This window comes from Bacillus sp. FSL K6-1145 (genome assembly GCF_038003425.1).
In the GTDB taxonomy this organism is placed as follows: domain Bacteria; phylum Bacillota; class Bacilli; order Bacillales; family Bacillaceae; genus Bacillus; species Bacillus pumilus.
In genome coordinates this window covers 759,796-780,153 of the sequence record NZ_JBBOPC010000001.1, presented here as the reverse complement: position 1 = coordinate 780,153, position 20,358 = coordinate 759,796, and the positions used below count along the sequence as shown (strand labels likewise).

The 20,358-nt window shown below is 43.8% G+C and carries 17 protein-coding genes; 5 read left to right on the top strand and 12 right to left on the bottom strand.

The window, feature by feature from the left end; translation table 11 throughout:
* Positions 1 to 11 precede the first annotated feature (11 nt).
* From MHH41_RS03695 to MHH41_RS03665, 7 genes are all read right to left on the bottom strand, one after another.
* Complete coding sequence (locus MHH41_RS03695) at positions 12 to 1,748, bottom strand: collagen-like protein (RefSeq protein WP_340865707.1); 1,737 nt, start codon at positions 1,746 to 1,748, stop codon at positions 12 to 14.
* 112 nt (positions 1,749 to 1,860) lie between these two features.
* Entirely contained in the window at positions 1,861 to 2,946 is a 1,086-nt protein-coding gene (gene ribD, locus MHH41_RS03690) for a bifunctional diaminohydroxyphosphoribosylaminopyrimidine deaminase/5-amino-6-(5-phosphoribosylamino)uracil reductase RibD (protein ID WP_340865706.1), read from the bottom strand.
* A 276-nt stretch (positions 2,947 to 3,222) separates the two neighbouring features.
* Positions 3,223 to 4,980: a WD40 repeat domain-containing protein gene (locus MHH41_RS03685; protein ID WP_050945775.1), complete on the bottom strand. Its 1,758-nt coding sequence runs from the start codon at positions 4,978 to 4,980 to the stop codon at positions 3,223 to 3,225.
* A 4-nt stretch (positions 4,981 to 4,984) separates the two neighbouring features.
* On the bottom strand, positions 4,985 to 5,788 hold the full coding sequence (locus tag MHH41_RS03680; RefSeq protein ID WP_050945774.1) for a formylglycine-generating enzyme family protein: 804 nt from the start codon (positions 5,786 to 5,788) through the stop codon (positions 4,985 to 4,987).
* Between the two features lie 33 nt (positions 5,789 to 5,821).
* Positions 5,822 to 6,547 (bottom strand): GTP cyclohydrolase II, encoded by a 726-nt coding sequence (locus MHH41_RS03675; protein WP_050945773.1) that lies wholly within the window; start codon positions 6,545 to 6,547, stop codon positions 5,822 to 5,824.
* A 278-nt stretch (positions 6,548 to 6,825) separates the two neighbouring features.
* Positions 6,826 to 7,482, bottom strand: a complete 657-nt coding sequence (locus MHH41_RS03670) for a class I SAM-dependent methyltransferase (protein WP_003214095.1) — start codon at positions 7,480 to 7,482, stop codon at positions 6,826 to 6,828.
* Positions 7,483 to 8,432: 950 nt separating this feature from the next.
* A complete protein-coding gene (locus MHH41_RS03665) occupies positions 8,433 to 8,780 on the bottom strand; it encodes a general stress protein (protein WP_003214326.1) in 348 nt (115 codons plus the stop codon).
* Positions 8,781 to 9,002: 222 nt separating this feature from the next.
* On the opposite strand from MHH41_RS03665, the gene MHH41_RS03660 reads away from it, so the two are divergent.
* Positions 9,003 to 9,392 (top strand): YfmB family protein, encoded by a 390-nt coding sequence (locus MHH41_RS03660; protein ID WP_003214189.1) that lies wholly within the window; start codon positions 9,003 to 9,005, stop codon positions 9,390 to 9,392.
* 108 nt (positions 9,393 to 9,500) lie between these two features.
* Positions 9,501 to 10,505 carry an NADP-dependent oxidoreductase gene (locus MHH41_RS03655; protein WP_003214060.1) on the top strand — a complete coding sequence of 335 codons (1,005 nt, stop codon included), beginning with the start codon at positions 9,501 to 9,503 and terminating at the stop codon, positions 10,503 to 10,505.
* 35 nt (positions 10,506 to 10,540) lie between these two features.
* On the opposite strand, the gene MHH41_RS03650 is transcribed toward MHH41_RS03655, so the two are convergent.
* A complete protein-coding gene (locus tag MHH41_RS03650; protein ID WP_310026779.1) occupies positions 10,541 to 11,683 on the bottom strand; it encodes a DEAD/DEAH box helicase in 1,143 nt (380 codons plus the stop codon).
* Between the two features lie 152 nt (positions 11,684 to 11,835).
* Between MHH41_RS03650 and MHH41_RS03645 the strand changes: the two genes are divergently transcribed.
* Entirely contained in the window at positions 11,836 to 13,389 is a 1,554-nt protein-coding gene (locus MHH41_RS03645; RefSeq protein WP_044141251.1) for an ABC-F family ATP-binding cassette domain-containing protein, read from the top strand.
* A 216-nt stretch (positions 13,390 to 13,605) separates the two neighbouring features.
* Here the strand turns inward: MHH41_RS03645 and MHH41_RS03640 are convergent, their stop codons facing one another.
* The 3 genes from MHH41_RS03640 to MHH41_RS03630 form a co-directional block, all read right to left on the bottom strand.
* Complete coding sequence (locus MHH41_RS03640; RefSeq protein ID WP_003214465.1) at positions 13,606 to 14,796, bottom strand: MFS transporter; 1,191 nt, start codon at positions 14,794 to 14,796, stop codon at positions 13,606 to 13,608.
* 56 nt (positions 14,797 to 14,852) lie between these two features.
* Positions 14,853 to 15,278, bottom strand: coding sequence for a MerR family transcriptional regulator (locus MHH41_RS03635; RefSeq protein ID WP_003213966.1), 426 nt, complete (start codon positions 15,276 to 15,278; stop codon positions 14,853 to 14,855).
* A gap of 146 nt (positions 15,279 to 15,424) precedes the next feature.
* Positions 15,425 to 17,308 (bottom strand): ABC-F family ATP-binding cassette domain-containing protein, encoded by a 1,884-nt coding sequence (locus tag MHH41_RS03630; RefSeq protein ID WP_050945769.1) that lies wholly within the window; start codon positions 17,306 to 17,308, stop codon positions 15,425 to 15,427.
* A 133-nt stretch (positions 17,309 to 17,441) separates the two neighbouring features.
* On the opposite strand from MHH41_RS03630, the gene MHH41_RS03625 reads away from it, so the two are divergent.
* Together MHH41_RS03625 and MHH41_RS03620 are read left to right on the top strand one after the other, a co-directional pair.
* Positions 17,442 to 18,509, top strand: coding sequence for a tetratricopeptide repeat-containing glycosyltransferase family 2 protein (locus tag MHH41_RS03625; protein ID WP_003214241.1), 1,068 nt, complete (start codon positions 17,442 to 17,444; stop codon positions 18,507 to 18,509).
* Positions 18,510 to 18,695: 186 nt separating this feature from the next.
* Entirely contained in the window at positions 18,696 to 20,087 is a 1,392-nt protein-coding gene (locus MHH41_RS03620; RefSeq protein ID WP_050945768.1) for an amino acid permease, read from the top strand.
* Between the two features lie 37 nt (positions 20,088 to 20,124).
* Here the strand turns inward: MHH41_RS03620 and MHH41_RS03615 are convergent, their stop codons facing one another.
* Positions 20,125 to 20,358 (bottom strand): hypothetical protein, encoded by a 234-nt coding sequence (locus tag MHH41_RS03615; protein WP_024424583.1) that lies wholly within the window; start codon positions 20,356 to 20,358, stop codon positions 20,125 to 20,127.

The window sequence follows — 20,358 nt, the reverse complement described above, 5'->3', positions numbered from 1 at the left end:
TATTGCTCCCGTTACTCCGGTCGCTCCTTGACTCCAGTGGCTCCGGTATCTCCTATTGCTCCCGTTACTCCGGTCGCTCCGGTGACTCCAGTGGCGCCGGTGTCTCCTGTTGCTCCCGTTACTCCGGTGGCGCCGGTATCTCCTGTTGCTCCCGTTACTCCGGTGGCGCCGGTATCTCCTGTTGCTCCCGTTACTCCGGTGGCGCCGGTATCTCCTGTTGCTCCCGTTACTCCAGTCGCTCCGGTGGCGCCGGTATCTCCTGTTGCTCCCGTTACTCCGGTCGCTCCGGTATCTCCTGTTGCTCCCGTTACTCCAGTCGCTCCGGTGGCGCCGGTATCTCCTGTTGCTCCCGTTACTCCGGTGGCGCCGGTATCTCCTGTTGCTCCCGTTACTCCAGTCGCTCCGGTGGCGCCGGTATCTCCTGTTGCTCCAGTCGCTCCGGTGGCGCCGGTATCTCCTGTTGCTCCTGTGACTCCAGTGGCGCCGGTATCTCCTGTTGCTCCCGTTACTCCGGTGGCGCCGGTATCTCCTGTTGCTCCCGTTACTCCGGTGGCGCCGGTCGCTCCGATATCTCCTGTTGCCCCCGTTGCTCCGGTCGCTCCGGTGGCGCCAGTATCTCCTGTGACTCCGGTGGCCCCGATATCTCCTGTTGCTCCCGTTGCTCCGGTCGCTCCGGTGGCGCCGGTATCTCCTGTTGCTCCTGTGGCTCCTGTGATCCCGGTTGCTCCGGTAACTCCAGTCGCACCTGTATCTCCTGTCGCACCGGTCGCTCCTGTACCTGTTGCTCCTGTGGCTCCTGTGATCCCGGTTGCTCCGGTAACTCCAGTCGCTCCTGTATCTCCTGTCGCACCGGTCGCTCCTGTACCTGTTGCTCCTGTGGCTCCTGTGATCCCGGTTGCTCCGGTAACTCCAGTCGCACCTGTATCTCCTGTCGCACCGGTCGCTCCTGTACCTGTTGCTCCTGTGGCTCCTGTGATCCCGGTTGCTCCGGTAACTCCAGTCGCACCTGTATCTCCTGTCGCACCGGTCGCTCCTGTACCTGTTGCTCCTGTGGCTCCTGTGATCCCGGTTGCTCCGGTAACTCCAGTCGCTCCTGTATCTCCTGTCGCACCGGTCGCTCCTGTACCTGTTGCTCCTGTGGCTCCTGTGATTCCGGTTGCTCCGGTAACTCCAGTCGCTCCTGTATCTCCTGTCGCACCGGTCGCTCCTGTACCTGTTGCTCCTGTGGCTCCTGTGATTCCGGTTGCTCCGGTAACTCCAGTCGCACCTGTATCTCCTGTCGCACCGGTCGCTCCTGTACCTGTTGCTCCGGTTGCACCCGTTTCACCAGCAGCTGCTAACAATGTATAATCTGGTGACGTACCTGGCGTACCTGTTGGCGGCGCTGAATTCACCACATACGTACTTCCATCGAATGTCACGACTTGACCTACTGGATAAGTTGGGGCTACCGCTGGATCAAATGCCACGATGCCAGTTAAGCCTACTCCCGTTGGACCTATCGGGCCTGCTGGGCCTACTGGACCTGCTGGACCTGCTGGACCTCTTCTGCCTGGCCGACCTTGAATGACACAAACACAAGGATCTTTTCCGCAGCAAGGATTTTTCACTGGTTTTCCTGACTTTCCTTTCTTACAGCTATCACATTCCCATCCATCATCCTTATACGCATCATACCAGCTTCCTTTTTGGTAATGGCCTTTAGAATGAGAGGGATAGGTTTTTCCGCATTGTCTACATCTTTTCATAGAATCACCCCCCTCCATCGTATTCATCCTCACCAGGAAAGGTGTATGTACATTTTTATTTTTATTTGGAAAAGTTGAGAAGACCTTGCGCTCCATACACAAGGTCTTTGTTTCATTGAAATCTCATCGTCATTTTTAAATCTTTTCCTACCATACTATATTCAATATCCGCTGGACAGATCGCCTCTTTTAGTTTTTTCACACCCTCTCCTTCAAAGAAAGTAGGTGCGTCTTTCCCTCCGATCAATAAAGGCGCCATATAGATAACGGCTTCGTTCACAAATGATGCTTCTAAAAATGACGCACTCACACTGCCTCCTGCCTCAACAAGCACTGACATCACAGAGCGCTTCTTCAACATGTGTAACACATCCTGAAGATCTGTCCGATGTTCTCCGCTTGTGACAAATACTTGATGTCCTTTTTGTATCAGCTGATGATACTTTTTTTGATCGTAGTTTTGTGATGTACAAATAATGGTTTTCGCCATGTGATCTGTTAAGCATTTGGCATGAAGCGGAATTCTTAATGTGGAATCTAAAATGACACGAATGGGCTGGGTCATGATTGAATCTTTCACAATAAGACCTGCATCATCTTGAATAATCGTTTCGACACCTGTTATCACAGCATCTGCTTCTTGGCGCAATTGCTGCACTTCTTGCCTCGCTTCTGTTCCTGTGATCCATTTGCTTTCAAGTTGAGCTGTGGCAATTTTCCCATCTAATGAAATGGCTGATTTTAAGATGACGTAGGGAAGGTCTGATTGAATGAAATGGAAAAAAGGCACATTTAAGCGATCCGCCTCCTGTTTACATATTCCTTCATCTACTTCGATCCCTGCTTGTTTCAACACGATAATCCCTTTCCCTGCTACAAGCGGATTCGGATCTTGCGTCGCAATGACTACTCGTTTCACACCACTTTTGATAATCGCTTCTGTGCAAGGACCCGTTTTCCCATGATGCGAACAAGGTTCGAGCGTTACATACAGATGAGCTCCTTCTGCCTTTTCTCCTGCCATGTGCAGTGCATGAATTTCAGCATGAGGTTCGCCCGCCTTCATGTGAGCACCCATTCCAACAATTTCACCTTGCTGCACAATGACTGCACCGACAAGCGGATTTGGGGAGGTTTGCCCTTTCATTGCCTTTGCGTTGGCAATCGCCAGTTTCATATAAAACACATCGTCTTTCATGTGAGTCTCCTTTCTTCTCTTTCAAGGGAAAGAACTCCTTCAGGAAATGAAGGAGTTCTATTCTCATATTTTTTCCATCCGTTTCTTTTCAGAACGATCATAGTAAGGCAAGGAATAAAAAAGTTTATATGATGCTCGTTGTTTACAAAAACAGCATTTGCGACATTCATATTTATTAATGAGGAGCACATGCGGACAATTGAGTACAGTCAGACCTTTTTTCATATGTTCCTTGCAAACACTTATCATGAGAATCCCCCGCTTACATTCTTTTTCTTAATGAGAGATTACTTCTTTTGGAAATTGTTCAAATAAGCGCAGTACTTCGGTATACGTGCCATCTTCTCGAATATGATAAATCCCACCATCATACGAGCTTGCGTATACATCATTGCCTAATTGTCTGATGGCACTAATTCCATTCTTGGCAATTCTAATTGGGCCGGTATTGACCCCGAGCTCTGGATTCCACACAACGATATAGCCCCAATAATCTCCGCTCACAATATAGCCAGAGTCTGTGACAGAGACCGATTTAATCGAATACTGGTGTTCATTATGCTGGTCTAAAATTCTTCCTGTATGCAAATCAAACAATCTCACATTCTTGTCACGGCTGACAATGGCAATACGATCTCTTTTGCTATCAATGAATACGTCATTTAATAGCTCAGTCGCCCCGATATATTTCGCTTTTAAAGACAAGCTCTTCTTATCTAAAAGACAGATGGTTCCTTCTACCGCAGCTGTGATGATATGATCTCCTTCTACTTTTAGTGCTTTCACAGCACAATCGTGTGCTTTGGAACGGCCAACTTCCTTTAAATGCTCCGTCGAAATGACATGTACATAGCCGCCGTAAGTTCCAATATAAAATTGCCGATCCTCCTCGTGGAAATACACACTGTTGACCGGCCCTGTATTGAGATCAAACGAAACCATTTGCTGTAATGATTCATGAACAATATGCACCTGACTTGCATGATCTCCCCAAGCATAATAGCTTCCATCTCGTGCGACAGCCACTCCATTTGTTAAAACGCCTGTCGATTTAGCGATTTCAATCCCATTCTTTCTGAATTTTCCGTCATCTGATGCTGTGATGATATCTCCCGCATCAGTCAGTGCAATATCATTAATAGATGGTGTCGCCATTTCGATCTCATCTGATACCACTTTCCCCTTTTCAATAGACCATTCACAATACGTTTTTCCAAAGCTGGCTCCTAGGATGGATTTCTCATCCTCCGTCCAGACAAGCGAGCGCTCCCACTGATATTTATGAGGGAGAAGAGTATCAACCAAATCCCCTGTTTCGTAATTCCACAGCTTAATTAAATGGTCATAGCCTGCTGTCAGCAAGTAATTGCCGCTTGGAGAAAAGTTCACACGCTTGACGCCCTGTAAATGAGCTTTGATGATTTTTTTCTCCTGTAAAGTCACCGCATCATAAATAATAACGGTGCCATCGTCTCTGCCAAGTGCGAACACTTCTTTTTGATTGCTGCCGCTGATTGTGTCCAGCTCATAATCAAACGGACCGATTTCCCCTACAATTTCACCTGTATCATACAGCCATACAAGAACGTATCCGTCATCACCTGTTGTATAAGCTTTATCGCCATGTATCCATACAGCTAATACATCTTTGCTATGTCCATGAAATTCTCTTAAGATGGCTCCTGTTTCGATATCCCAGACTAAGCACCTTCTATCTCTGGACACCGATACAAGCAACGTATCCTGCTTCGCAAAAGCAACGGCTTCTACATCATCCGCATGACCAAACAGGGTGCGAATTTGAGTATGAGTACTTGTATCAAACAATTGAATGGTATAGTCTGACGATGCACTCGCTAAATACTTTCCGTTTTCAGAAAGAGATAAAGAGTTAATGATATGCTCGTGACTTCCAATAAACGTTCCTTCTCCTGTCGCCCGGTTCCACTGATAAATACAGCGGTCATAGCCGCCAGTGTAAACAATTTGGTCCTGCTGAGTTGATAAAACAGATGTAATTGGTCCTCTATGCATAGTTTTACACTCCCACCTTTATATGTTGTTTTTGACGAGTCATTACACGAAAGCCAGTAAATCGAAAAACAGGGTCTGGGTGCTTTCCGTGTCTTCTGGCGACTCTGCATAAATCTCCGCCTCTTGCAAAGGAGCCGCCTTTTAAAATGTAGTAATCACTGCCAAGCGTTTCCGTTAAATCATCTACGACCTCAATGCCGCCTTCGTACACATGATATTTGGTGTTGACCCATTCCTCGACGTTGCCCCCCATATCATAAAGACCGAATAAGGATCTGCCCTTTTCGTAATGGCGGACAGGCGTCGTTTTTTCGATATTTGATTCGTACGTATTACAGGAAGAAGGGTCAAACTCATCTCCCCACGGGTATTGATTTCTCGTGTTACCCCGGGCAGCATATTCCCATTCTTCTTCAGTAGGAATCGACACGTCTATCCCGAGTTTTCCGCTCAGCCACTGACAGAATGAGAAGGCTTCCTCGATCTCCATGCCCCACGCCGGATGATCTTTCCCGCCGCCAAGCTCTTGATTCGTTAAGCTCTCTGGGTACGACTGGCCTGTTTCATCACAATAGCTTTGATACCATTCATTGGTGACGACCGTATCTGAAATGAAAAATTCATTGATATACGACTGATAGGATGGAAATTCTTTATACAGCCATTTTTGAAATTTTTTCTCACGGCCGTAAGTTGGATTGAGAAGCTTGTCCTTCCAGAATTCTGATGCCTTTTTCATATCTTCTTCATTACTTCCGATTGTTGCATAGCCGCTTGGGATTTGAATCCAATTGATTTCAGGTTTCACGCTTTTCTCCCGCCTTCTTTAAAGTAAACTCATCTACTGATTAATTAATTTTTTCTCATCGACCATATGCCCTGAGGCTGCTTTTGCTTTTAAATAGGCTTCATTATAGAGAGAGGCTTCGACCGTATGATCAAACCGCAAAACAGGAAGACCGTAGGCAGCAATGGAATCGACTTTATCTGGATTGTTCGTTAGGAGATGCATTGGTTTCCCTTTGTTTAAATAGTGCAGAACAGCCGCTGCCTCCTCGTAAATCCGGTCATCATCTCCGCAGCCAATCAGACGGTTGGCTTCAAAAGTATCCAGCTGCATTTCCTGTAATTTATACGTCAATGCTTTCGCCATCAGCCCAATTGACCGCCCTTCTTGATTGGCCATATAGACGAGCATGCCTTTTCCGTAATCGGTGATTTTCTTCAGCGATAACGCAAGCTGTGGACCGCAGTCACATTTTAGTGACCCAAACACATCCCCTGTTTGGCAGACACTATGAATTCGCACAAGCGGCGGCATTTCATTTTCAAAGTCGCCAAATAAGAGACAAGAGGAAAAGGTTTGCTGCGCGGTACTCATTTGGACAATAGATTCGATCGTTGGTTTTGTCTCCCCTTCAACAGGTGCGAAGGCATACCATTTAAATGGCACTTCTTCATGTTGAATGGAGATTGGCAGGTTCACTGGCCCCACAAGCAAATAGTTTTTTTCTTGAAAGGTAAAATGATGAATCATTGATTGTAATTCATCTACAAACTTGTTCATTTGTCTCCCCCCTATTCATCGCTGCACCCAAATCGACTCAGGTAGCGCAGTGATGGTGATGAATATGTGTCCGCACTAATAGCTTAAAAGAACATGGATGTGCGTTTCCTCTCATCGTTCAAACCTTGATTCCACCTATTCTAGCGATATGTCAATCTAGGTCTTTTCCAGTACAAAGGAGCAGAATTCTTGGTTCATAACGCCTTTCCCTTACATGTTGCGCACAGGCTGTTTCTTAGAATGAACACCTCTGCTACGTTTGAGTGTTCACCTTTGTACTAGATTTTGACGGCAATGACATGATGCTGGCTAATGCCGGCTTTTGCTTTTAATGGTGTAATCGATACAAGCTCCAGACCTGATGAACAAATTCTTTCTCCAAGCTGAGAGTCTGAAAACGAAAAGTGGAAACGGCCATCCTCTCCGATTAATCCTGTTCTCCACTCTTCTCCCCATACAACAAGTGAGAAGACGCCGCCTTCATGAAGCAAAGAGGAAACCTGTTTTAAATAACGCTCATGATCATCAGGGTGCTGGTGATGAAAGCAGCCATGATCTAAAATTAAATCAAACTGCATCCCTCGACCCTGGCCCATCGACCAGGACATAAAATCTTGATGAACAAAATGGACAGGAACCGTTTCTCTTTTCTGTAATCCTACCCACTCCTCATGCTCATACAGGTCGATGCCGACATATGCGGAAAGCCCACTTAAATGTTCAAGTGCCCGGCCGTTCCCGCACCCGATATCCAGCACAGAAGCAAGTGCATTCTTTTCCCTTGAACGCCATGCCTTTAGTGACACCACGGCTGCATCTGTTAAAGATGGATCAGTAGACCACATATCTGTTCTTTTCTCATAATGTTCTTGAAATGCCATTCGCATTTTTTCTAGATACAACCCACTGTCTTCATGGTATAAAGCCTTTTTCATCACAGGACCTCCTTCTATTTAAAATCGACTTTCCGGGCAAAGGTCATTTTCAAGCCAAACACCTTATGTTAAAATGAAAGATGGATTTTTTAGGAAATCTATTTTCTGAAAAAGGAGAGAAGCATCCCACATGTTCACTCTTCTTTTTCAGCATGCATCCTCATATGCAGCCATTTGACAGCTGCAGCGCCTCAGCTTGTTCTCTCTTTTTTTCATATGAGTTCACCTCCTTCACCGTTCGATCAACTCACTGCCTTTCTTGAAAACGCTTTCTCTATTGTGCAGGAATACGACGTCTTTTAATTATCTCTTGCAAAGTGATCATAGTAGAAAGATCATCTACTGTTTAAATCGACTATCATTTCTTCTTCATGTAAAAAACCATTTTCTTGTGTTTTAGTAGAAATTTCCCGAGTGCTTTTACCTTGGTTTTATGCCACCACCTATCACTAGAGTGTGCCTAGAATAAACCCATCAGAAATTTAACAACTACTTCCATAACAACTGGAATAAGCCAAATATATTGTTTTTAGATTATTTTGTCAACAAATTATTTCCTAAACATTAAAATGAATTTTCTAATTGAAAATACAGGTATTTTTCGTGGTTTTTTGACCTCAAAACACTTATTTCTACATAAAAACACAACATAAACCAATAGAACTAAGAAATTTATCTACTAAATTACACAAGATTCCCATTACATTTTGAAACAAAATTGAAAGATACAATAATTATTTCCCGAATAGATTTTTGTGATATTTTGACTATTCCTTTCTCATTTCCTATCATTTTCTTTGGTATATCTGCATTTTCAATTAGATGATTTACTGTTTATTCCAATCTGCTGTTTTTTCTTAATATAGGAAAAAAGATGCATCCTCTCCTTCAGAGATGAAGGCATGAAAAAAAGCCCCTTACGAAAGTAAGAGACTTTTTTCAGTTGGCGATTATGCCCAAGTTTTCACTTTTTCATGGTCTGTCACAAAGAGAAGGACTTTCCCTTCGTCTAAATGTTCTTCAAATGTTTCAGCTTCTTCTTTAGAGAAACCAATTTCATGGATTTTATTTCGGAGCTCATCGCCCTTTTTACTAAAGATGTTCCCAACAGCATGTTTCAGTCCAACTTCTCTTGGACCTATCGTATTGGCATCTGCGTTTCCAGCAATACGCTCTGTACGATCATCGTCATGGGACAGAACATAAATGTCCTCTCTTGCAACACCGAGTGATTTTAATTGCTCTACATCTCTTTGAAGTGTTTCATCATTTGAATACTCTCTTACAACAGGTTTCATTTTATATTCCTCCTTTAGCGTCTTACGAATCTTTTACCCGTCACTTTTATCATTAAACCTTCCTTGAGCACATCCATTTTACATTGTGTACTAGCCATGCCTATTGACTTATTTTTGACAAAAACCCTGTAAAAATGACTAAATTTTCAGAAATATTTATGTTCATCCCTGCTATTTTGGTGTACAATTCTTGTACTGGAGGCTAGAAATGAGGTAGAGCTGATGTATTACTTTTCAGCGGAGCAGCAGTTTAATGCTTGGGTTGTCAGTGATTTGGTAAAACAGCTTTTTCAAAAGTGGAATCCTGAAGAAGCAAAAGCAAAGCCGCTTACATTGTTTGCTGAACAGCACTTTCGCATCTCCATTGATTATCTCTTTTCCATCATTATTAACATTGGAGATATCGAGTCAATTGAACAAGATCCACAAGACCTGTTGTCCTCATACTTGAATATCCTTTTTCCTTTTGTGACGCGCGATATGATGAAAGCCTCCATGCAAAATGCGAACGAATATTTATTAAAAGAACGTGATGCGGACGTGTATCAGCTGTTTGGCTGTCTGCCACCGCTCCTCTCTGTTGACTTCCAAAAAAGTAGTCCTCATCTCTGAGATGGCGGCTGCTTTTTTGTATGTGTTTGAAATAGACCGTATGTTTTGAATGAAAAGAAGCATCATGTTAATGTAAATCTAGGTTGCAAGTGAAAGGGAGGATTTGACATGAGTCAACAAAAGCAAATTCAATTAGCCAAACGTCCACAAGGATTACCTACAAAAGATGTTTTTCATTTTGAAACAGTCGATATACCTGTGCCGCAAGATGGTGAAGTCTTGATTCAAACGAAATATGTTTCTGTAGATCCTTATATGAGAGGACGAATGCAGGATACAAAATCCTATACACCTCCATTCAAGCTAAATGAAGTGATTCAGGGCGGTGTTGTCGGAGAAGTTGTCGAGTCTAAATCGTCTCAATTTGAAAAAGGTGATTTTGTTCTTGGATTCCTTGGCTGGCAAGAATATTCTACAGCCAAAGCTGAATCTCTGACTAAAATTGATCCATCCATTGCGCCATTGTCCTATTATTTAGGCATTTTAGGCATGCCAGGGCAAACCGCTTATTTCGGTCTTCTTGCGATTGGTCAGCCAAAAGAAGGCGAGACCGTTGTCATTTCTGGGGCCGCAGGTGCTGTTGGTTCCGTTGTTGGGCAAATTGCTAAGATCAAAGGCGCTCACGTCGTTGGGATTGCGGGATCTGATGATAAGCTGGCTTATTTAAAAGAACTGGGTTTTGATGAAACGATTAATTATAAAACAACAAATGACTTAGATGATGCTATTGCAAAGGCATGCCCTAACGGCGTCGATGTGTATTTTGACAATGTAGGCGGCGAAATATCTGATGCTGTGATGAATCATTTGAACCGCTTCGCACGTATTCCAGTGTGCGGCGCGATTTCGTCTTATAACATTAGCGCAAGCGAGGACATCGGACCGCGTGTGCAAACAAAACTCATTAAAACAAGCGCATTGATGCAAGGCTTCATTGTTGCCAACTATTCAGATCGTTTTGAAGAAGCAGCAAGAGATCTCGCACAATGGGTAAAAGAAGACAAACTGACTTACAAAGAAACAATCATTGAAGGCTTTGACAACATTCCTGATGCATTCCTCGGACTATTCAAAGGGGAAAATGTCGGAAAACAGCTTGTCAAAATTTCATAAAAAGAAAGGACCCTCCATGTGGAAGGGTCCTTTTTCTATGCTTGCTTTGGCGCAAGATGCAGCTGGCCTTGCTTATAAACAATTTCCTGAAGCGAAAGATTCAGCTTTTTCGCCATTTTTTTCAGCATTGATTGCTCTTGAGGTGTGACAAGACTGATGACAGCCCCTTCTTTTCCTGCGCGACCGGTTCTGCCTGAACGGTGGATATAGCCTTCTTCGTTTGGCAGGTCGGCATGGATCACATACGGCAGATCGTCAATATCGATGCCTCTTGCTGCGATATCCGTTGCAAGAAGAAGCGGGAATTCACGCTGTTCAAATTCCTTTAAGATGATAGCACGCTCTGCTTTTTTCGCTTCACTATGAAGGACACCGAGGTCGACATGGTGATATGCTAATTTCTCTGCATAAATGCTTAAATTCGTAATATCACGCACAAAAACGAGCGCCTGCATGTCCTCAAGCCGTGATAGCTTTTGCAGTAGTTTCACTTTGTCACGCTGGTCACATAATAGATAATAGTGTCCTACTTTCTGCGCTTCTTCCTCACTTCTGGCAATTTTCAATACTTCTGGTTCAGACGTCATTTCTTTAATCAGTTGAACCGTTTCGTCTTTTAAGGTCGCAGAGAAACAAAGAATTTGTCTTTCTTTTAATGTGGATTTAATGATCGCTTGGATCGTTTTCATATGCTCTGGCACAAGAAGCTGATCTGCTTCATCTAGCACGATCGTTTTGACTTCGTGCATTTTCAGTTTCTTGATTTTGATTAATTCTTGTACACGGCCAGGTGTTGCGACAACGATGTTCGGGTGTTTCTTTAGTTTTTCCTGCTGCTTTTTAATGTTCGCTCCACCAATCAAGGAGATCGCTTTGATGTCTGATCCTTGTTTGAACTCTTGCACGACATCAAAAATTTGCATCACAAGCTCTCTTGAAGGTGCCAAGATTAAGACTTGCGGGTGCTTGATATTCACATCGATTTTATTTAAAAGCGGCAACACATACGCCAGTGTCTTCCCCGTTCCCGTAGGCGATTCTGCAATCACATCACGCTTCTCCGTAATCCATTCTGCTGTTTTTTCTTGTATAGCTGTTGGTTTTTCAAAGCCAGCCGCTTGGAAGTTCTCTTGTATAAATGGCTTTGCTTCTTTCAAAAATGCCCAATTTTCTATCATGTCGATCTCCTTTATCCTCATTCAATCTATCCTTTAGTATCTCAAAATCAGCTTTGAAACGCAATTTTTCTTTTGATGCTTTTATCGAGCCGGACAGTTCGATATAATCATGAGAGGCACTAGCCGTTTTGAATCTATTTGAGGTGTAAAAAATGATATTATCTGTTAAAGATTTAAGCCATGGCTTTGGCGACAGAGCCATTTTTCACGAAGTCTCCTTCCGTTTATTAAAAGGCGAGCATGTCGGCTTAATTGGCGCCAACGGTGAAGGAAAGTCAACGTTTATGAATATTATTACTGGCAAGCTGGAGCCAGATGCAGGAAAAGTCGAATGGGCAAAAAATGTCCGTGTTGGCTACCTTGATCAGCACACTGTGCTAGAAAAGGGAAGAACGATCCGCGAAGTCCTTCAGGATGCATTCCACTATTTATTTTCCATGGAAGCAGCGATGAATGACATTTACGGCAAAATGGGTGAAGCCGATCCTGATGAGCTGGAAAAGCTGTTAGAGGAAGTGGGCGTTATTCAAGATGCGCTCACAAACAATGATTTCTATATCATTGATTCCAAGGTTGAAGAAATAGCCAGAGGTCTTGGGTTAACGGATCTCGGGCTAGACCGTGATGTGACGGAGCTGAGCGGCGGGCAGCGTACAAAAGTATTGCTTGCGAAATTGCTGTTAGAGAAGCCAGAAATTCTCCTCCTCGATGAGCCGACCAACTATTTAGATGAGCAGCATATTGAGTGGCTGAAGCGCTATTTACAGGAATATGAAAATGCGTTTATCCTCATTTCACATGATATTCCGTTTTTAAACAGCGTCATTAACTTGATCTATCATGTTGAAAATCAAGAGCTCACGCGCTATGTTGGTGATTATGATCAATTTAAACAAGTGTATGAAGTCAAAAAGCAGCAGCTTGAAGCAGCTTATAAAAGGCAGCAGCAGGAAGTCGCTGAATTAAAGGACTTTGTTGCAAGAAACAAAGCACGTGTCAGCACAAGAAATATGGCCATGTCCCGTCAGAAGAAGCTGGATAAAATGGATATGATTGAACTCGCAGCAGAAAAGCCAAAGCCTGAATTCCACTTTAAGACGGCACGGACTTCTGGGAAATTGATTTTTGAAACAAAAGATTTGGTCATTGGTTATGATGAACCGCTCTCTCGTCCATTAAATCTGAAAATGGAACGCGGGCAAAAAATTGCGTTATACGGCGCTAACGGGATCGGAAAAACGACATTGCTGCGAAGTCTCCTTGGAGAAATCTCGCCAATTTCGGGTGAGGTGGAACGCGGAGAATTCCTTCATATTGGCTACTTTGAGCAAGAAGTAAAAGAGCAAAACAGCAACACCTGTATTGAAGAGGTATGGGGCACCTTCCCTTCTTACACGCAATATGAAGTGAGAGCCGCTCTTGCAAAATGCGGATTAACGACAAAGCATATTGAAAGCCGCGTGTCTGTATTAAGCGGAGGAGAAAAAGCAAAAGTCCGTCTTTGCAAGCTGATCAACGAAGAAACCAACTTACTTGTTCTCGATGAGCCGACCAATCACTTGGATGTCGATGCAAAAGAAGAACTAAAACGTGCATTAAAGGAATACAAAGGGAGCGTCTTATTGATCTCTCACGAACCTGAATTTTATCAAGATGTAGCCACTGAAACTTGGAATTGCGAATCTTGGACGACCAAAGTATTATAGGCTTCAGATTGTTGACAAAGGGCTAAAATGATCTTTATTTTAGCCCTTTGTCTTCTTTTCAGCATGATAGAAAACCTTTGAAGTCTAGGAAGGACGAGTACCGGAGTGGAGCGAATTGAACATTCGTGAGCACCGGAACGCAGTCCTGACAAAGAATGCGAGGGTTTGTCTACACGCTGAGCCATATATGTGATGCAGATATATGGCTTTTTCTATTTAATGACCTGCTTGAATATTGATGAGATGCTTACGACCAATCAGCAGGATGATCATACCTAACAGAACGACAGCCGCCCCCACATAGTAAGGGGTGCTTGCTGTATAAGATTCAGCAAGTACGCCGGCAATCCAAGGAGCAATCGCGCCCCCAATAAACCGTACAGCACTGTAAGAGGATGAAGCAATGGAACGCTCAACCGGTGCTGATCCCATCACAGCGGTCGTGAGCACAGTATTGATCATGCCAAGAATACCCCCAGCAATGACAATTCCGCAGATGACGACGACTACATGTGAAGTCCAGATCCCAATACCGAATAAAATCACAGCAAACGAAGCAAACAGAACCACAAGAGAAGTCAATGTCCCAAGCTTGCGATGAATGACCGGCGCTGAGAAGACGGATGTCACAGCTAAAAATAGTCCCCATCCAAAAAAGACATAACCAAGACCATGCTCATCCAGATGAAGCACAAATGGCGAATATGCTAAAAGCACAAAGAAACCAAAATTGTATAAGAAAGCGGCAGATGCCATCGTTAAAAGCCCTTTATATTTTAACGCCCCGACAGCCTCGAATAATTTCACCTTTTTCTGAGGTTTTTGCATCGGTGGAAGCATAAACGTAATGGCTAAAAGAGCAACAAGCATTAATACCGCAACGCCAAAGAATGGTCCGCGCCAAGAGATCGTCCCAAGCTCTCCCCCAAGCAGTGGTCCAACCGAAATCCCAAGACCTAGTGCAGCCTCGTATAAAATAATGGCCTTCGCACTTCCTCCAACAGACACGCCAACAATGACAGAGAGAGCCGTTGAAATGAATAAGGCATTCCCGATGCCCCATCCGCCTCTAAAGCCGATTAATTCGTTAATCGTTGAAGAGGTACCGCCTAAAGCAGAAAAGACAATAATAAAAATAAGTCCGATTAATAACGTCCATTTCGCACCAATCCGGCTAGAGAGAAAGCCGGTAAAAAACATCACAAAGCCGGTCACAAGTAAGTAGCTCGTAAATAAAAGAGAGACCTGACTTGGAGATGCATCTAATTGTGATGCAATGGCCGGCAAAATCGGGTCCACAAGTCCTATCCCCATAAATGAAATCACACATGCAAAGGCAACAGCCCAGACGGCCTTCGGCTGTCTAAGCAGACTTGTACGCTGTTTTAACACTTCTTCTTCCTTCATTCCATCAGAACCTTTCCTTCAAATGTTGACAAAATAAAATAAACACACAGAGGTGTTTATTTTTGTAATTGCTCAATTGCATGAGCCGCTTTATCTTTCATCGTTTCAAGATCCTTTTTAAAGGATTGAATCGTTTCAAGCTTTTTTGTAATCAATTGATGCTGCACAGTCAGCTGCGCATCCATATCTAACAGCTTCTCTAATCGTTCCTTCGGATCAAGCGACAGCAAGTAGCCTTCTTTATTCAGCTCTAACTGCTTTCCTATTTCCATAAACGATTGAAGCTCTTGTAAAGAAAAGCCGAGTACCTCTTTTGCCTGCATTACTTTTTCTAGTTCTTCCATGTCGTCCTCTGAGTACAGTCTGACACCGCCCTCTGTCCGCTTTGGTGCTGATAATAAACCAATCTCTTCATAGAAACGAATCGTCCGTTTCGTCAGCCCGCTTCTTTTCGCCACTTGATCAATTTTCATCCATTCCATTGCCAGTGCCTCCTGCTCATCAATTCATGATTTATTATACACCTTTATAACCTTAACGTAAACGTAAATGTTTGAGTTCTTGATTCTCTCGTGTTTTGATGTAAAGCAAAAAACCTGTAGAATGTTCTACAGGTTTCATATTAGGATTAACCCTCTAATTCCTCAATCATGATCGACAGTTCTGTCCAGCGGTCCATTGCTTGTTCTAGTTCTTCAGCAACGGCTTTTTGTTCGTCCATCAGCTCTTGAATTTTCCCAAAATCACTGCCTGCTTCTGCAATGCTGGCTTCAAGCTGCTGATGTTTTTCCTCTAATGCCTGAATCCGGTCTTCAATTCCGTCCCATTCAAGCTGATCTTTATAAGAAAGTTTTTTTCTCTTTTTAGGCGCCGCTTCTACTTGTTTCTCAGCAGGCTTTGTCTCTGTCCGCTTCGCCTCTTTTTCTTGCTCCATGTAATCGCTGTAAGCACCTTGGTAGTGTGAAATGCGGCCATTTCCTTCAAAGACAAGCAGACGGTGAACCACTCGGTCTAAGAAATAACGATCATGCGATACGGTCATGACAACGCCAGGGAACTGTTCTAAATAATCCTCTAAAATGCTAAGTGTCTCCGTATCAAGATCGTTCGTCGGCTCATCTAGAAAGAGAACATTCGGTTCTTCCATTAAGACTTTCAGTAAATACAGTCTGCGGCGTTCTCCCCCTGACAGTTTGCGAATAAACGTCCGCTGCATGGATCTTGGGAATAGGAACCGTTCCAGCATTTGCTCTGCTGTCACTATGGCGCCATCAGATGTCTTAACGATTTCAGCTGTTTCCTTGATGTATTCAATGATCGTCAGCTCTTCATCCATTTCCTTGTGATCCTGCGTGTAATAGCCAATACGAACGGTTTGTCCAATCGTCAATTGTCCTGAAGTCGGTTCAATTTTACCCGCTAGACAGTTGAGTAGCGTCGTTTTTCCGACTCCATTCGGTCCGATAAATCCAATCCGGTCGCCCGGCACGACTAAGTCTGTAAACCGCTCCACAAGGTTCTGGCCAGCAAAGGAAATCGATAAGTCTTCTGCCTCTATGACTTGTTTTCCTAGGCGATGGGAACCGATGGCGAAATCCAGCTCTCCCTTCGCATCAGGCCCTTTTTGATCCATCAGCTCTTCGGCTCTGCCGATGCGTGCTTTCTGCTTCGTCGTTCTTGCTTTTGCCCCTCTTCTCAGCCATGCAAGCTCGCGTCTGAGTAAGTTTTGACGCTTCGTTTCTTTCACCTGAGCCTCTGCTTCTCGTTCCGCTCTTTTTTCTAAAAAGACTTCATAATTTCCTTTATACGTATAAAGCTGTCCTTGATTCAATTCGTAAATCCGATTGGCCACCCGGTTGAGGAAATAACGATCATGCGTCACCAGAATGACAGCACCGCTGTATTGACTCAAATATCCTTCGAGCCATTCAATCGTTGCATTATCGAGATGGTTGGTTGGCTCATCTAAAATCAGCAATCCCGCAGGCTGAATTAAATTTTTAGCAATCGCGACACGCTTTTTCTGTCCGCCTGATAAGGCATGAACAGAACGGCTCACATCTTTGACGCCAAGCTTTGTCAAAATCGTTTTGGCTGACAGGTTCGCATCCCATGCGTCTTCCTGATCCATTCGATTTTGCATGCGCATGAGCGCCTCTTGTTTTGCTTCATTTTGCGGATCATGCTCTAAATCAGCGAGTGCCTGTTCATATGCCTTCATCGTTTGAATCATGGGTGCTGTTCCAGAAAAAATGTAATCGAGAATCGTTTCATCCCCGTTCATTTCAGGGTCCTGCTCAAGAAATTCGATATCAAGTGTCCCTGCCTTCGTGATGTCACCCTCCTCAAACGATTCAAGTCCTGCAATGACCTTTAGGAGCGTTGACTTTCCTGTTCCGTTTGGTCCAATCAATCCGATGCGTTCCTTTGGTTCTATATGAAAAGAAATATGATCAAACAGCGTTTTCTCGCCATAGGTTTTATATAATCCTTCAACATTCAATAAACTCATTTTTATCAGCCCTTACATAGATTCTTCCTTTATTCTAAATCAGCCAGTAGCAGAAAACTAGTTTTAAAAAACCTGCTGCTGAAAAGAATGTTTCCTTTTGCTGCTCGATACACTATGAAGAGGTGATCTAAAGATGGTAACCATTAGCTTATGTATGATCGTGAAAAATGAAGAGGAGGTGTTAGCGGACTGCCTCTCCTCTGTTCAAGACATTGTCGATGAGATGATCATCGTTGATACAGGTTCAACAGATCGTACGAAGGAGATTGCTCACTCCTTTTCAGCACAGGTACTTGATTTCGAATGGGTTCAGCATTTTGCCAAAGCCCGCAATTTCGCTTTCTCACGTGCAACGAAAGAGTATATTTTATGGCTTGATGCAGACGATGTTCTGCTAGAAGAAGACCGTCAAAAATTTCTTCAGCTCAAAGAGACACTCGATCCTTCGGTAGATGCCGTCTCGATGTTTTATCATGTGGGATTTGATGAAGACGGTCGGGTGAATTTTAAATATAGAAGAAATCGCCTAGTGAAGCGTGCCTTAAACTTTCAATGGTACGGAGCCGTTCATGAGTATCTTCAAGTGTATGGCAACATCTTTCCAGCCGATATCGCCGTCACACACCAAAAGCGTAAGAAAACAACCGCTGGTGAGCCTGGGCGCAACTTGCGAATTTATGAAGATATGCTGGCAAAGGGAGAGAACATGACACCCCGTGATCTCTTTTACTTTGCCAATGAATTAAGAGATAACAAGCAGCATGTCAGAGCGATTCGTTTTTATCATGAATTTTTAGCGACAAAACAGTGCTGGATTGAGGATGAAATTCGCGCATGCCAATATTTAGCCGACTGCTATTATGCGGTAGGTTTCGAGGAAGCGGCTTTATCCTCATTATTACGTTCTTTCTTATATGATCAGCCTCGGCCAGAATTTTGCTGCCGGATCGGGGATCATCTAAAAATTCAAAATAAACATCAGGCAGCGATCTTTTGGTATGAGCAGGCGCTGAAGGCTCCTGAAAACGAAGCAGCCTTCACACTCACACAGTATAAAACGTGGTATCCTCACCTTCAGCTTTGCTATTGTTATTATCAGCTCGGCAATTTGGAGAAAGCCAAAACACATCACCTTGCCTCCGCCGCCCATAACCCCACTCATCCAAGTGTGCTGTATAATGAAAAAATATTTACTAAATAGACATAGACTATCTATCGCCACATCCGCCTTCCATCTCTTGGCGGATGTCTCTTTTTAAGCACAAATTCGATTGTGGCGTTTAATACTTTAGCGATTTAAAGCGTTCTCCAACCAATTGACTAAATTATCATTTCAGCATATACTAACACTCGTCTTACGAAAAGATTTATCCATTAGGAGGTCAACATGAGTTCTTTATTTCGAAAAAAGTCTCTCGACCAGCTCATGCTTGAAAGTCAAACGAAGCGGCTCAGCCGATCGTTAAATACGTTTGATTTAATCTTGCTTGGCATTGGCTGCGTGGTCGGGACTGGTATCTTTGTGATTACGGGGGTTGCTGCTGCGAAAGATGCGGGACCTGCGATTATTATATCTTTTATTTTAGCTGCGATCGCATGCGCCCTTGCTGCTTTTTGCTACGCTGAATTCTCCTCGTCCATTCCTGTGTCAGGAAGCGTCTATACGTATTCCTACGCAACACTTGGGGAATTTCTCGCCTTCTTAATGGGCTGGGATCTCATGCTTGAATATGTCATTGCGCTCTCTGCTGTAGCAAGCGGATGGTCGTCCTATTTTCAATCACTGCTCAGTGGATTCGGTCTGCACATACCGAAGGCATTATCAGCTGCACCTGGAGCCGCTGATGGAGCCGTCTTTAACCTTCCAGGCGCACTCATTATTTTGCTCATCACCTTTATCGTCTCAAGAGGCGTCAAAGAAAGTACGAAGCTGAATAACATCATTGTGCTGATTAAAATTGCCATCGTCCTTCTCTTTATCATTTCTGGCTTTGCTTACGTCAAACCTGAAAACTGGACACCTTTTATGCCGATGGGCTTTCACGGCGTGATTGCTGGAGCGGCGACTGTCTTTTTTGCTTACCTTGGATTTGATGCAATCGCTAATGCGTCTGAAGAAGTCAAAAATCCTCAAAAGGCGATGCCAATCGGAATCATCGGTGCGCTCGGTGTTTGTACGATTTTATACATTGGTGTTTCATTCGTCTTAACAGGCATGGTTCACTATACGAAGCTGAATGTCAGTGACCCTGTCGCATTTGCTCTTCAAGTTGTTGGCCTGAATAGTGTGGCGGGCATTATATCCGCAGGTGCTATTATCGGGATTACGACAGTGTTAATTGCACTTGTTTATGCTCAAGTTCGCTTAACCTTTGCCATGAGCCGAGATGGACTCATGCCGAAAATCTTTTCAAACGTTCATCCAAAATCGAAAACACCAGTTGCCAACACTTGGCTCACAGGTGCTGTTGCGGCATGTATCGTTGGATTCGTTAACTTATCTACGCTAGCGAATTTAGTCAGCATCGGTACACTTGCAGCCTTTACGGTGATCTCTATCGCTGTGATCGTACTACGGAAAAAACATCCGAATATGAAGACAGCTTTTAAAGTACCTTTTGTACCTTACCTTCCCATTATTAGTGCGGTCATTTGTATGATATTGGCTGCTACACTGAAATGGGAGACATGGAGAGCCTTCCTGATCTGGGTGGCCATTGGTGTCGTTGTCTATTTCACCTATGCAAGACGAAAAAGTCATCTGAATGAAACAAATTAGAAAAGAGACACGGGGATTCCCGGTCTCTTTTTTTTGCTTAAACCACGCTGTTTTTGACTGAATTTGAGTCCACCATATCTGGATCTAACACGCTTGAAATCGGTATGACAAGCGGTGAACAATCTCCATTGTCCTCTCCAAATCCTTGGTTCAATTTCATTGAGAGAAAATAATCGATCTGCTGATAAGGACCTAGCGTCAGTGATGCACCCCGATCCATTGCATTGATTTTAAAAGCACCGACATTGACGACTGAGGGTGAGAATAACAT

Excerpts from the sequence above, each read along its gene's own strand:
- MHH41_RS03620 (WP_050945768.1), top strand. The coding sequence starts at position 18,696 with ATGAGTTCTTTATTTCGAAAAAAGTCTCTCGACCAGCTCATGCTTGAA.
- MHH41_RS03695 (WP_340865707.1), bottom strand. The coding sequence starts at position 1,748 with ATGAAAAGATGTAGACAATGCGGAAAAACCTATCCCTCTCATTCTAAA.
- MHH41_RS03685 (WP_050945775.1), bottom strand. The coding sequence starts at position 4,980 with ATGCATAGAGGACCAATTACATCTGTTTTATCAACTCAGCAGGACCAA.
- MHH41_RS03675 (WP_050945773.1), bottom strand. The coding sequence starts at position 6,547 with ATGAACAAGTTTGTAGATGAATTACAATCAATGATTCATCATTTTACC.
- MHH41_RS03635 (WP_003213966.1), bottom strand. The coding sequence starts at position 15,278 with ATGGAATGGATGAAAATTGATCAAGTGGCGAAAAGAAGCGGGCTGACG.
- MHH41_RS03625 (WP_003214241.1), top strand. The coding sequence starts at position 17,442 with ATGGTAACCATTAGCTTATGTATGATCGTGAAAAATGAAGAGGAGGTG.
- MHH41_RS03615 (WP_024424583.1), bottom strand. The coding sequence starts at position 20,358 with ATGTTATTCTCACCCTCAGTCGTCAATGTCGGTGCTTTTAAAATCAAT.
- MHH41_RS03655 (WP_003214060.1), top strand. The coding sequence starts at position 9,501 with ATGAGTCAACAAAAGCAAATTCAATTAGCCAAACGTCCACAAGGATTA.
- MHH41_RS03630 (WP_050945769.1), bottom strand. The coding sequence starts at position 17,308 with ATGAGTTTATTGAATGTTGAAGGATTATATAAAACCTATGGCGAGAAA.
- MHH41_RS03650 (WP_310026779.1), bottom strand. The coding sequence starts at position 11,683 with ATGATAGAAAATTGGGCATTTTTGAAAGAAGCAAAGCCATTTATACAA.
- ribD (WP_340865706.1), bottom strand. The coding sequence starts at position 2,946 with ATGAAAGACGATGTGTTTTATATGAAACTGGCGATTGCCAACGCAAAG.
- MHH41_RS03645 (WP_044141251.1), top strand. The coding sequence starts at position 11,836 with ATGATATTATCTGTTAAAGATTTAAGCCATGGCTTTGGCGACAGAGCC.
- MHH41_RS03670 (WP_003214095.1), bottom strand. The coding sequence starts at position 7,482 with ATGAAAAAGGCTTTATACCATGAAGACAGTGGGTTGTATCTAGAAAAA.
- MHH41_RS03665 (WP_003214326.1), bottom strand. The coding sequence starts at position 8,780 with ATGAAACCTGTTGTAAGAGAGTATTCAAATGATGAAACACTTCAAAGA.
- MHH41_RS03640 (WP_003214465.1), bottom strand. The coding sequence starts at position 14,796 with ATGAAGGAAGAAGAAGTGTTAAAACAGCGTACAAGTCTGCTTAGACAG.
- MHH41_RS03660 (WP_003214189.1), top strand. The coding sequence starts at position 9,003 with ATGTATTACTTTTCAGCGGAGCAGCAGTTTAATGCTTGGGTTGTCAGT.